This window comes from Alkalicoccobacillus gibsonii (assembly GCF_016798245.1).
Classification (GTDB): Bacteria; Bacillota; Bacilli; order Bacillales; family Bacillaceae_D; genus Alkalicoccobacillus; species Alkalicoccobacillus gibsonii.
In genome coordinates this window covers 447,474-459,559 of sequence record NZ_JAEUZA010000001.1, presented here as the reverse complement: position 1 = coordinate 459,559, position 12,086 = coordinate 447,474, and the positions used below count along the sequence as shown (strand labels likewise).

The 12,086-nt window shown below is 39.4% G+C and carries 10 protein-coding genes; 4 read left to right on the top strand and 6 right to left on the bottom strand.

Translation table 11 applies throughout. From position 1 onward, the window contains the following. Positions 1 to 7: 7 nt before the first annotated feature. Positions 8 to 751 (bottom strand): SDR family NAD(P)-dependent oxidoreductase, encoded by a 744-nt coding sequence (locus JNO66_RS02490; protein ID WP_203086614.1) that lies wholly within the window; start codon positions 749 to 751, stop codon positions 8 to 10. A 75-nt stretch (positions 752 to 826) separates the two neighbouring features. On the opposite strand from JNO66_RS02490, the gene JNO66_RS02485 reads away from it, so the two are divergent. Genes JNO66_RS02485 through JNO66_RS02470 form a run of 4 tightly spaced genes read left to right on the top strand, consistent with a single transcriptional unit; the run spans position 827 to position 4,914 of the window. Next, a complete protein-coding gene (locus tag JNO66_RS02485; protein WP_203086613.1) occupies positions 827 to 1,609 on the top strand; it encodes a carotenoid biosynthesis protein in 783 nt (260 codons plus the stop codon). Between the two features lie 4 nt (positions 1,610 to 1,613). Next, positions 1,614 to 2,333, top strand: a complete 720-nt coding sequence (locus JNO66_RS02480; protein WP_203086612.1) for a lysophospholipid acyltransferase family protein — start codon at positions 1,614 to 1,616, stop codon at positions 2,331 to 2,333. Further along, the gene (locus JNO66_RS02475; RefSeq protein ID WP_203086611.1) at positions 2,330 to 3,439 is read left to right on the top strand and encodes a glycosyltransferase family 2 protein; all 1,110 of its coding nucleotides are present in this window, start codon (positions 2,330 to 2,332) and stop codon (positions 3,437 to 3,439) included. Before JNO66_RS02480 ends, JNO66_RS02475 begins: the two co-directional genes overlap by 4 nt. Then, positions 3,436 to 4,914 carry a phytoene desaturase family protein gene (locus tag JNO66_RS02470; protein WP_203086610.1) on the top strand — a complete coding sequence of 493 codons (1,479 nt, stop codon included), beginning with the start codon at positions 3,436 to 3,438 and terminating at the stop codon, positions 4,912 to 4,914. The genes JNO66_RS02475 and JNO66_RS02470 overlap by 4 nt, the downstream gene beginning before the upstream one ends. 49 nt (positions 4,915 to 4,963) lie before the next feature. On the opposite strand, the gene JNO66_RS02465 is transcribed toward JNO66_RS02470, so the two are convergent. The 5 genes from JNO66_RS02465 to JNO66_RS02445 form a co-directional block, all read right to left on the bottom strand. Further along, positions 4,964 to 5,797 carry a phytoene/squalene synthase family protein gene (locus tag JNO66_RS02465; RefSeq protein ID WP_203086609.1) on the bottom strand — a complete coding sequence of 278 codons (834 nt, stop codon included), beginning with the start codon at positions 5,795 to 5,797 and terminating at the stop codon, positions 4,964 to 4,966. Next, entirely contained in the window at positions 5,794 to 7,263 is a 1,470-nt protein-coding gene (locus tag JNO66_RS02460; RefSeq protein WP_203086608.1) for a phytoene desaturase family protein, read from the bottom strand. Before JNO66_RS02460 ends, JNO66_RS02465 begins: the two co-directional genes overlap by 4 nt. After that, positions 7,260 to 8,756 carry a phytoene desaturase family protein gene (locus tag JNO66_RS02455; RefSeq protein ID WP_203086607.1) on the bottom strand — a complete coding sequence of 499 codons (1,497 nt, stop codon included), beginning with the start codon at positions 8,754 to 8,756 and terminating at the stop codon, positions 7,260 to 7,262. Before JNO66_RS02455 ends, JNO66_RS02460 begins: the two co-directional genes overlap by 4 nt. 107 nt (positions 8,757 to 8,863) lie before the next feature. Beyond that, entirely contained in the window at positions 8,864 to 11,719 is a 2,856-nt protein-coding gene (locus tag JNO66_RS02450; protein ID WP_203086606.1) for an ATP-binding protein, read from the bottom strand. Continuing rightward, positions 11,716 to 12,078: a response regulator gene (locus JNO66_RS02445; RefSeq protein WP_203086605.1), complete on the bottom strand. Its 363-nt coding sequence runs from the start codon at positions 12,076 to 12,078 to the stop codon at positions 11,716 to 11,718. Before JNO66_RS02445 ends, JNO66_RS02450 begins: the two co-directional genes overlap by 4 nt. Between the last annotated feature and the right edge of the window lie 8 nt (positions 12,079 to 12,086).

The following is a 12,086-nucleotide window of genomic DNA, read 5'->3' as shown; positions in this document are numbered from 1 at the left end:
CCTTTTTTTAATGCTCATACATCATTTTTTTTGTCATTCCACCATCAATTGTTATATTTTCACCTGTTATAAACGTATTTCTCGGATCTGATAAAAATAAACATAGGCGCGCAACATCAGAAGGTTCTCCTACTCTTTTTGAAAAATGCTGAGTATGATCTACATCTCTTAATTCACTCGAATCACCTGTATGAATCCAGCCCGGACTAATGCTATTCACTTGAATACGCTGATCCTGCAAGGAAGCCGCAAGCGCATGGGTTAATGAGACAATGGCTCCTTTTGATGCAGCGTATGCTTCAGAATTAGGTTCACTCATAGCCGCTCTTGTTGAAGCCATATTGATGATAGATCCACCACTTTCAGCTTTTCCCATCAGCTTGGCTGCTTCTTTACTACATAAAAAAGTTCCTTTTGCATTTGTATTCATCACTTTATCCCACTCGTCTTCTTCTAACTCAAGCGGTGACTTCCATTTAGAGATGCCAGCATTATTAATACATATATCTAAGCGTCCATACGATTGATAAATCTCAGCCATCATCGCCCTTACCTGGTCACTGTTCGAGACATCACAGGCAATTACAATCGCTTCCCCACGAGCTTCATTTATTTTTTTCAGAGTCCGATTTGCATCTTCCACTATCACATCTGAAAGAATGACCTGGTCTCCTTGTTCTGCAAAAGCAAGTGCTACTTCGGCACCAATTCCATTACCAGCTCCCGTTACGAGCACGACACGCTTATTCATAGCTATTCCTCCTCCGCTCATTGTACAATGAGCATAGTGTTTACATATAGTTTAGAGAATATCTGGAGGGTTGTCATGTTAGAGAACTTTGATCGGTTCATTTTTCGTTTCTTTGTTTTTTGGTACATATGTGGAGTCATTCTTCTAACGTTTGATATCCTTCCACCAAGCTTAGAATGGGCAAATACTGTATTTCTAGTATTAACCGGTGTGCTTGGCGCAATCTTTTTAATTAAACAATACGGAAGAATGCTTGGAACGGTATTATCTATCTTAATTGTTATCATCACCTTTATTGTGGAAGGTGTTGGTGTTCATTACGGAATCCTTTTTGGTGATTACTTTTATAATCCTGATTTTGGTCTAATTTTATTTGAAGTCCCGTTCACGATTGGAGCAGCATGGTTAATGGTTATCTCTACAACTCATGTCATTGCTCGTGCCTATACATGGAGAATCCAAAACAAATGGTTGGAGTGGCTCTCTTATACACTACTTGGCTCGCTCGCTGCGGTTATTATGGACATTGTTCTCGATCCAGTTGCTTTTCAAGTAAAAGAGTATTGGATCTGGACAGCCGGAGGATTTTATTACGATATTCCCTTCTCGAATTTCTTTGGTTGGTTTGTTCTAGCCTTTATCTTACATACAGTTGTTTACCTTACTCTACAATTGGTCGGAAAATGGACAGGCTACAAAGATACATATTGGGAGCCTCGAATGGTTTGGCTCTATGTAATGGTGTTGATGATGTTTGTGATTTTAGGTATTACACATCAGTTATGGTTAGCTGTTCTTCTTTCATTGGTTTTAAGCATTCCGTTAGTGATTGGATACAACAAGCGGAAGGAATCATAATCTCATGATCAAAGCGCAAAAAAATGCTTTTTTCAGTAAGGCACTGCATCTATATAATACAAATTGGCTATTAAAACGCTCTTTTTCGAGTATTTCGATTAAAGGAGCATTTAAGCAAGAAGACGCTGGTGTACTCATACTAGCTAATCATTCGAGCTGGTGGGATGGGTTAGTTACCTTTTATCTGACTCAAACATTTTGTCCGTATGATAGCTACGCCATGATGAGCGAGAAAGGCTTGAAGGAATTTCCATTCTTCAAACGAATTGGCGCCTTCTCTGTTAATGTGGAAAAGCCTCGATCCATTGTCGAGACGCTTGTCTATGCGAAAAAGCTATTGCATAATCAAAAAGCTGTATGGATGTTCCCTCAAGGAGCGGAGCAGCCTTTGGAAAAAAGACCGCTCGAGTTCAAAACAGGCTCAGCACATTTAGCTACGGCAGACCATAAGGTGACTATTTATACGGTCACCTATTACTACACGATGTTACATGAGCAGAAACCACGACTTTACATTGAGGTAAGTGAACCTGTTATGTCCAATCAATTTAATAATCAATCGCGTCAGGAAGTGACAACCTTGCTTGAAACAGAAATGACTCTGCAATTGAATCAACAACGAGATAAGATTGCACAGGAGGATACGTCTGATTACACCTTACTTCTCTCTGGAAACCGCTCTGTTAGTGACTGGTTTAATACGTTCTCAGGCTCAAAATCATGACTATATTTATCTATTGTCTTATAGCGGTTCTAAGTTTGCTCTTCATTTGGGTCACACACAATCAGTTGTTTATGCCGTGGCTCGCAGGTCAATCTACTATTGATCAGAAGCCATTGGTTAGTATCTTAGTTCCTATGAGAGACGAAGAAGCGAATGTAGTGGATCTCATTAAGAATTTATCAGACTTAACCTATTCAAATCTGGAATTTATTTTCTTAGATGATCAGTCAACAGACTCTACTAGCCAGCTCATCCGCCAAGAAGCTCATCACTTGCGTAATTTAAAATTGCTAAGTGGTGAAGACCTTCCAGCTGGCTGGGTTGGTAAGGTTCACGCCTGTCATCAGTTAAGCCTACAAGCAAATGGCGCTTACTTACTCTTTTTAGATGCAGATGTCAGGCTTGCACCAACTACAATTGAGCAAGCCATTACGCTGATAAAGAGTCAAGAAGCTGGTCTATTAACTGGTTTTCCGCGGTTCCCAGTATCAGGTCTTTTAGCTAAGCTTCTTGTGCCTATGCAGCATGTGCTCATCTATTTGCATTTGCCGTTATATCTGGCAAATCGGACAACTCATGTGACAGCGAGTGCTGCTCATGGTAGCTTTATGCTTTTTGAGTCGATGACCTATCGTTCGATTGGAGGTCATCAATCTGTTAAAGATTCTCTCGTGGAGGATGTTCATTTAGCAAGAGCGATTAAGAAGTCAGGGGCTAGAGCATGTCTTGCAAACGTTACGGAACATGTAACGTGTTATATGTACCACCAGAACCGAGATGTATGGCAAGGCTTCTCAAAAAATGCATTTCCAGGGATCGGTCGTTCTTACTTGTTAGCCGTGAGTATCATTTGTTTATATAGTGTACTTTTTGTTTTCCCATTGTTTCTAGCTGGTTTCGCATTTACTATCGCATGGTACTACGCTCTCCCTTTACTCATTAGTTTAGGCATTCGACTAGTCATTGATCAATTGGCCAATCAAAAAAACTGGATTTGGCTGCTTATGCCCTTTTCGGCACTTGCATTTATTCTAATTCTTATGAAGTCCATGGCGCTTGCATGGAGTAAGTCAGGCTTCACCTGGAAAGGACGGACCTATTCATGAAAACAGTTGTCATTATCGGTGGTGGATTAGCAGGATTAAGTTCAGCGATTTCGCTTGCACATAAGGGCTTTCAGGTGAAGCTTTTTGAAAAGAATGCGCACTTTGGCGGGAAGATGCGGAGATATCAGCTAGGAACCGCTACTTTTGATTTTGGACCTAATACCATAACAATGCCAGAGGTATTTGAGCGAGTGATTCGGGAATCAGGAGCTGATCCGAAAGACTATTTCACGTTCAAGCGTCTTAATACGCACACTCGTAATTATTTCACAGATGGCACTCATCTTGACATGACGGCAGATCAAAATGTGATGAAAAAAAACCTAGCTTCATTTGGCATACCTAGTGAATTGTACGACCAGTATTTAAGAGATATTTCAACCCTTTATGCATTGTCAAAAGAGCATTTCTTTCCACGTACATTTGCAAGCTGGAAGGATTATCTCTCACCTTCCTTAACAAAGGCTCTTCTAAAGGTTCATCCATTCACCTCTTTAGATACGTTTCATCGCAAGTATTTTACAAATGAGAAGGTTGTTCAAATGTTTAATCGCTATGCAACGTATATTGGTTCCTCTCCTTACTTATCGCCAGCAACCTTCTCAATGATTGCGTATCTTGAGTTAATTCAGGGAGTCTACTATGTTGAAGGTGGAAATCCAAGTATTGCTGAGGGGTTTGTTAGACGAGCAGAAGAGTTAGGTGTAGAGCTCTACTCGAACACTGAAATCGTTCAGATTCAAGTATCCAATAAGAAAGCAACAGGTGTAGAACTAGCAGACGGCTCGCAAGTTTCATGTGATCAATTGATTATGAATGGTGATTTGCTTCAAGTATACCCCGAGCTAGTTGCCGAAATAGACCGTCCATCGTTTTCCAATAAAAAACGAGACAAGCTTGAACCTTCCATCTCTGCATTTGTCATTTTAGCGGCCTTAAACAAACGATTACCAAGCCTTATTCATCATCAAGTATACTTTAGTGAAAAGTATGATCGAGAATTTGAGGATTTGTTTGAGAAACGAATGTATAGTGATGAGCCAACTATTTATATTTGTAATTCGTCATATACGGACCATAGTGCCTCGCCCGATGGAGATAATTTGTTCATCCTTGTGAATGCTCCAGCGCTTCAAGATTATGAGACTCCAATAGATGTAGAAAAGTATAAGCAGCATATTTATCATGTGTTAGAAACGGTCTATGATCTTGATCTTGCACCTCATATTACCCATGATCAAGTCATATCACCAGAGCAGATTCAAGGCGATTATTACGCCTACAAAGGAGCATTGTATGGTGTATCCGCTAATTCAAAAAAGGATGCATTCTTGCGCCCTGCAAATCGTGCAAAAGATATACATAATCTGTATTTTGTTGGTGGGTCTACTCACCCAGGCGGAGGGTCGCCGATGGTTGTATTGAGTGGGTTAAATGTGGCCAATCTCATTCATAAAAGACAAGCTGAGGAGTAAAAAAAGCGAGTGATTCTATTTTAGAATCCTCGCTTTTCTCGTTTTTAAATTATAATTGCGCTAAAATTTCTTTTTTCTCTTCTTGTGTAATAAAAGACCTCGTGGTAAAAACCTGATAATGATTGCGTCTAACAGAATTTAAAATGGCTCGGTACATAAATGCTGCGCCCTTCACCGGTAAACGAGCGTCCAAAGGATAATGTTCGATGCTCTCAAGCGCAATGCTGTATAATTCTTCCGCCCGTGTCGCCATATGCTCCCATAGCTGAATAAAACCTTCTGTGACTTCACCTGATTTAATTTGTTCTTCTGTCACTCCAAAGTAATTCATTAAATCTTGTGGGAGATAGATTCGATTCCGCTCAATATCCTCTCCAATGTCTCTCAATATATTAGTAATTTGCATCGCTGTTCCTAATGCTTTTCCACCGTCTATTAAATGCTTGTGGTTATCCGGTGCCAGTACAGGAAGTAGCATTAGACCAACCGTTCCAGCAACATAATATGAATATTCTTCTACTTCGTCCATCGTTTGATAACGATTTTTAAAGAGATCCATCTTCTGACCTTTAATCATCTCTTCAAACGCTTGTTGGTTTATTTCAAACCGTTTAAATACATCATCAAGCGCCAACCACATTGAATCCTCAAGAGGTAACTCCTTACGTAAAAACAAGCGGAATTGCTCCTCGAACTGAGCTAATTCCATGTGTGGACTAGCTCCCTCGTCAACGATATCATCTACACTACGACAATACGCATAGATGGCCCAGACCGCTTTTCTTTTAGAAGCAGGCAGTAAGCTAAATGCCTTTGCAAAGGTTTTAGAGTTGCGACTAATGATGCGATGACAATCTTCATAGGCTTCTTCTAGCTTTCTCACATTAAATTCTCCTTCCGAGTAGCTGAATCTGTTTCTTCCTCCAGATAATCAGATAACAGTTTTGCTCCTTGCATCACAATCGGAATTCCTCCGCCAGGATGAATTGACGCACCAACAGCATATACATTCTCGCGACCAAACGGTTTGATCTGCGGTCTAAAGACTCCAGATTGCTTTAGGACGGGAGCTAATCCAAAGCTACCACCCTGGTAAAGTCCTTCTGCTTCAGCGTGTTTCGGTGTACGCACGTCCATCCACTCTATATGTTCTCGTAATTTCGGGAAGTGCCATGATTCTAATGTGTCTAGGCACATGTCCACAAATTCATCAATTTGCTCCCAATCAACAGATGAGCCTGATGGAACTGGTACTAATACGTACAGTACACCTTTCCCGTCAGGTGCTAGTGACTCGTCAATAATAGATGGGTGAAAAGCGTAAAGAGATGGATTTGAAGGGATCTTTTTATCGACAAAAATCTCTTGCATGTTCTGATGAAAGTCCCGAGACATATAAAACTGATGTACATTCGCATCCTCATAGATTGTGTCTAAGCCAAAGTAGAGTAGTAGGCATGAAGAAGATGACACATACGTTTGTTTTTGAGTCTTCTTTTCAGGAAACAATGTTTGCATGAGCGGTATTTCCCCGTTCATGACAAATCGGTCGGCACTGAAGTGTTTTTCTTTTGAGTAGACCGCTTGGACGAAATTGTTTGTCTCCTCAATTCGATCGACACCTGTGTTCAAATGAATCTCCACTCCACGCTTACGTAGTTCTTTTTCAAGGACAGGTACGAGACTGCCATACCCTCCTTTGATATACCAGATGCCATGATAATGCTCACTAAATGATACAAGTGAATATAGGGCCGGTGACGTGGAAGGTGCTCCTCCTATATATAAGGTTTGCAGAGAAAATGCCTCTTGCAATCTTTTATCCTTAAAAAATTGTGCTGTTTGCTTTTCAACGGATTGATATGCTTTTAATTTCACTAGTGCTGCTAGTGAAGTAAAACTAAAGAAGTCACGTTTATTCATAAAGTGTCGATCCAAAAAGACGGATTTACCTAACTTAAACCGGTCATTCATCGTTTCTAGGTAATGGATAAACGATTGTTCCTCCCCCGGAAACACACGATTAATCTCAGCCAATTGTTTTTCTTTATCACTCCACTTTAAGAAGGTCGTGTTATCTGAATAGGTTAAGGAATAAAGAGGATCAACCCGAACCATTTCAATCTGACTTGGATCGACTCCCACCTCTTCGAGAATGGTATGAATGATTTCTGGTAATAAAACAATCGTGGGACCCTTATCAATTGTAAATCCATCTTTCTCTACTAGTGCAAGACGACCTCCGAGCTTCGCATCTTTTTCAAGAATGACAACCTCTTCCCCACGATTTGATAAGTAAAGAGCTGTGATGAGACCACCAATTCCTCCACCAACTATGACGGTTTTCATCGTTGCACCAACCCCTTCTTATCATGTTCCATGATTGAGTTGGCTGTAATTCTCGCAGACTCAAAAATGGTAGGCAACCCGCTTCCAGGATGAGTCCCCCCACCAACTAACCAGCAATTCTTTAGACTCTGGAACTTGTTATGGGGTCTAAAATACATCATTTGACCTAAATTGTGAGCTAGATTAAATGTAGCCCCTTGATAGATATGATGCTGCTTCTGCCAATCATCTGGTGTTAGTAATTCTTCAAACACAATATGATTGCGGAGGTTCTTAAATTCAGTTCTCTCCTCTATGATTGAATAAATTAAGTCTCTAAATTCAATCTTATGATTTTCCCAGTCTAATAAGCTAAAGTTATTTGGGACAGGCGCAAGAATGTAAAGACCTGATTGCCCCCGCGGTGCTAGGCTTTGGTCCGTCACAATTGGATTTTGAATATAGATCGAAGGATCAGCAGACAATGTTTTTGTTTTAGTGATTTCCTCCACATTCTTCTTATAATCCTTTGAGAATACAATCGTATGGTGTGCCTGATCGTATTGCTTGTCTAAGCCCACATAAATCATAAAAGAAGAGCAAGAATATTTCTTTTTATCTAGTTTTTCTTTTGAGTATGACTTAAGATTTGATTTATTTAATAACTCAGTCATTGCATAGGCAAAGTCCGCATTTATAACAATTTCATCGTAGTTACGTTCTTCTCCATTTGGTAATTGCAGCCCGTACACTTTTTTATTTTTCGTTAGAATTTGCTGAATCGGGTTATCTAAATAAATATTCCCGCCGTGCTCTTTGATGACTGATGCCATCGCTTCAGAAATTTGATTTAATCCCCCACGAGGATGCCAAACACCATACTCGTGTTCCATATACGACAGAATACTAAAAGCACCTGGGCATTCCCACGGAGACATACCTAAGTACTTCGATTGAAACGTGAAAGAAAGCTTCAACCGCTCATCATTAAAATATGAATCTAACACTTCATATAACGATTGATTTAAGGATAGCTCAGGAAGTGCTTTTAACGTGCGCCACCTTGCGTAATCAAGGATCGACCCGTGTCGGTTTTGTAAAACAGGAAGAAGTGCTGCCATTTTTCTTCTAGTATCCGTCATAAACCGGTTATAGCCTTCTTCATCTCCAGGAAAGAGAGTTTTGATTTGATTAAATGTCTCCTGTGAATCTTGAGAGGGACTGAAGACTAAATCCTCAAATCGTAACTCATACATTGGCTCTACCTTTAATAAATCAAGGTAATCATCCAGCTTGCGTCCTACAGAATCAAATAATTCTTCAAGTATGTAAGGCATGCTTAAGAATGTAGGACCTCGGTCGAATGTAAAGCCATCTCTCTTTAAAGCAGATGTACGCCCACCTACGTAAGGTTGTTTTTCATAAACATCTACTTTGTATCCTCTACCTGAGAGAAGCATGGCACAAGCTAACCCACCTGGACCTGCGCCGACTATTGCTATATTTTTTGCCATTTAGAGTTCACCCTGTCCGTATGATTAGTGATTAAGATTTAGTTATATAAAAAGACATGCAAGAGCATGTCTTCAAAATTCCCTCTTATTCTATATAATAAACCTTTTTACTCCTCTGGCATAACAATTTGGCCTATTTTTTTATCACTTGATAAGGTTTTTTTAATGACTTGTGATAATTCCTGCGGTGGATAAGGCTTTGTGAGGTATTTACTCACTCCAAATTCTTTTGCTTTTTCCCTCACTTCATTTAATGCTGATGAGATAAACACAGGCACATGTTGGGTTTCATCAACTTGCTTGAGTGCCTTAATAAAGTCCCAACCATCCATCCCTTCTCCGAGCATTAAATCAACGACAACCGCATCGATTTGCTGCACTCTTATTCGCTCCAAGGCAACCGCTGGATTAAGATAATGGTGCACTTCAAATCCACTTTGCTTAAGTTCTTCAGCTAAAAGGAGAGCGAGACTTTGATCATCCTCTAAAATGGCTACTCGAAATCGATCTCCCTGGTCATCACTGATAGATGAAATTGGCAGAAGCGAATCCTGACTATCGTAAGGAAGTGACAGAATAAATGTACTTCCCGCACCTAATTCTGATTTCACAGAAACACTACCACCATGAGCTTCCATGATTTCTTTTACGATAGGTAAACCTAAGCCAGTCCCCCCGATCTTTCTTCGATCACTGTTATCTATTCGGTGAAACTTTGTAAACAGCTTATTGATCTCCGTATCTGGAATGCCAAGTCCTTCGTCATTTACGTGGATGTGTAGATCAGTCCCTTTATTTACCATGACCACTTCAACATGACCACCATTTGGAGAAAATTTAACCGCATTACTTACTAAGTTAACTAAAACCTGTTCAATTCGGTTTGGATCTGCCCATACAAACGTTTGATTCGCTAAGTCCCGAATGATAAATTGATGGTCTTTATGCATCGGCTCATACTTTGAAATGACATCAATCACTAATTCTTTTACATTAAAAGAAGTTTTGTTATAGGATTGAACGTTTGATTCCATTCGTTGTAGATCAAGAAAATCGTTTATTAGATTTGTTAATCGATTGGTTTCCTTATAAATCGTTCGTAGATATTTTTCTTGTCTAGCAGGTTTTAATTCTCGATCAATCATTAATTCAGTGAAGCCAAGTATACTTGACAGCGGTGTGCGAAGTTCGTGGCTCACAGTGCTGACTAGCTCGGACTTCATTTGATCCACTTCATATTCTTTTGTAATGTCTCGATGAACAATAATTGTCCCTTTTCTAATGTCATCTTTATAAACAGGTTCAGCGTAAACCTCAATCATTGTTTTACCATCTGATAATTTGTATCTTGTAGTTAAAACATCATCTGTTGACGAACTAAGCACGTGATCAAAAAATGAAGATAGTTCTTCTGTTTTCTCTACATTTTTTAAACATTCTTTCTTCCAGGTGTCATAGCTATTGCATTGAGTATCTAAACTTAGATTAAATTGGAACATATCTCGAAATAGCTTGTTAGAACGAAGTAATGCGCCTTCGCGATCAATGAATTGAATGCCTTCATTTACATTATCAATCATATCCTGATTTAATTCACGGTCGTTCTCCGTTTGTTCATACAGCATGACCCGTTCAATAGCAATAGAGATATGTCCCATTACCCCCTCAAGTTCTTCTTGTTCTTCGACTGAGAAATCGGAACCAACTCGTGTACAACAGAATACTGCCATAAGATCCTTCGTAGAAGAATACACTGGTACATATAAATCAAAAACATCAACAGGTTCTTCAGCAATACCTTGCTCATATTTCGAAGATTTGCGTTTGACCTGATGACACGATTTTTTCTCCTTTAACAAGACGCCAAGTCCATCTTGAAAATTCTCGGATAACTCCTCTATCACTTTGTCACTTATTCCGCGTGTTGCTGATTGTTTTCTACCCTGTAACAAAACAAATCCCATTCGTTCTACTGGGTACAGAGCACCCATATGATCAATGATTTGGTCCAAAAGTTCCTGCTTATTTAAAGTAACGGAAATCGTATGATTAAAGCGATTATATTTTTCAAGCACAAGTCGAATCATCTGAGTTTCCTCAAAAGCGGATCTGAGCTTTTCCTGTTGATCCTCAAGCTCCTCCTGCTGACTAATAAGTTCTTCATTTTGAGCTACAAGCTCTTCTTCCTTTTCTTGTAGCGTTAAAACCATCCCATTAAAGGTCCTTGAAAGGATACCAACTTCATCGTTTCGATCTGTCTCTATCAGATGTACTTCCTTACCGGCTGCCAGCTGTTCACTCGCTAAAGTAAGATCCTGAAGAGGATTTCCAATTTTTGTGAAGATTCGTCTTAGAATCAGAAACAAGGTAGCAATAAAAACAATGATTAGCCCAAAAATCAACCAAAGGATCGTACTATTTGCTACTGTATAATCTGAACTAAGGGTAGCTAATTTATCGTTTGTCTGCTCTAAATTGGACGCAGTCAGACTTGTTAACTCATTAACAAGTGCTCCTCCATCAGATACACCCCTCTCTCTTATTTCATCAACGTTGTTATTATTAATTAATTCTACCGCTTGTGGAATATAGCCTTCAACTTGACTAATTAGTTCTTCTACTGATCCAATAAACTGAGACTCATCAGCTTCAAGCGTCAGCTGGTTAAATTCGTCAATGGTTTCATTGACAGATTCAACTTGTGTCATTAAGGACGAGTATTCTGAGAGTGATTGAAAAGCAAAGTACCCTCTTAAATGAATAAACATCTGATTTGCACTGTTATCAATTTGAAAAGCTAGATCCTGTTTGTACACAAGGACCTCTCTCTCTGCAATGTAATTACTTTGGATTACACTGACGTAATACACGAAGGTTGATCCAATAATCGTTATAACCAACATAATAATCGCCATAAAAGATACAAGCTGACGATTTAAGCTTTTTTTGAAATAATCGTTCATCTTAAAATCTCCTGCACACGTTCAACTAACGCATTCGGACTAAAGGGCTTGGCTAAGAAAAAGTTAGCCCCTTTTTTCAATATTTCTTCTTGGTCGTTTTGTTGACTTTTGGCGGTAAGCATCAAGATTAATACGTCACTTTTTCCATCTAGTGAACGGACTCTTTCGATGACCTCAAGACCAGTAAATTCTGGCATCATATAATCTAACACTAGAAGGTCAAAGTCGTTCTGATGAATAAGATCTAACGCTTCCTGACCATCGCTTGCTTCATATACATCAAGGTCTAAGTCCTCAAGTGTATCTGTAATTAACATTCTTAGTACTTCTTCATCATCAGCAACAAGTACTTTTTTCATGTAATCTC

What these genes read in the sequence shown, in the direction of transcription:
- JNO66_RS02490 (WP_203086614.1), bottom strand. Translation starts at nt 751, where the DNA reads ATGAATAAGCGTGTCGTGCTCGTAACGGGAGCTGGTAATGGAATTGGT.
- JNO66_RS02485 (WP_203086613.1), top strand. Translation starts at nt 827, where the DNA reads ATGTTAGAGAACTTTGATCGGTTCATTTTTCGTTTCTTTGTTTTTTGG.
- JNO66_RS02480 (WP_203086612.1), top strand. Translation starts at nt 1,614, where the DNA reads ATGATCAAAGCGCAAAAAAATGCTTTTTTCAGTAAGGCACTGCATCTA.
- JNO66_RS02475 (WP_203086611.1), top strand. Translation starts at nt 2,330, where the DNA reads ATGACTATATTTATCTATTGTCTTATAGCGGTTCTAAGTTTGCTCTTC.
- JNO66_RS02470 (WP_203086610.1), top strand. Translation starts at nt 3,436, where the DNA reads ATGAAAACAGTTGTCATTATCGGTGGTGGATTAGCAGGATTAAGTTCA.
- JNO66_RS02460 (WP_203086608.1), bottom strand. Translation starts at nt 7,263, where the DNA reads ATGAAAACCGTCATAGTTGGTGGAGGAATTGGTGGTCTCATCACAGCT.
- JNO66_RS02455 (WP_203086607.1), bottom strand. Translation starts at nt 8,756, where the DNA reads ATGGCAAAAAATATAGCAATAGTCGGCGCAGGTCCAGGTGGGTTAGCT.
- JNO66_RS02450 (WP_203086606.1), bottom strand. Translation starts at nt 11,719, where the DNA reads ATGAACGATTATTTCAAAAAAAGCTTAAATCGTCAGCTTGTATCTTTT.
- JNO66_RS02445 (WP_203086605.1), bottom strand. Translation starts at nt 12,078, where the DNA reads ATGAAAAAAGTACTTGTTGCTGATGATGAAGAAGTACTAAGAATGTTA.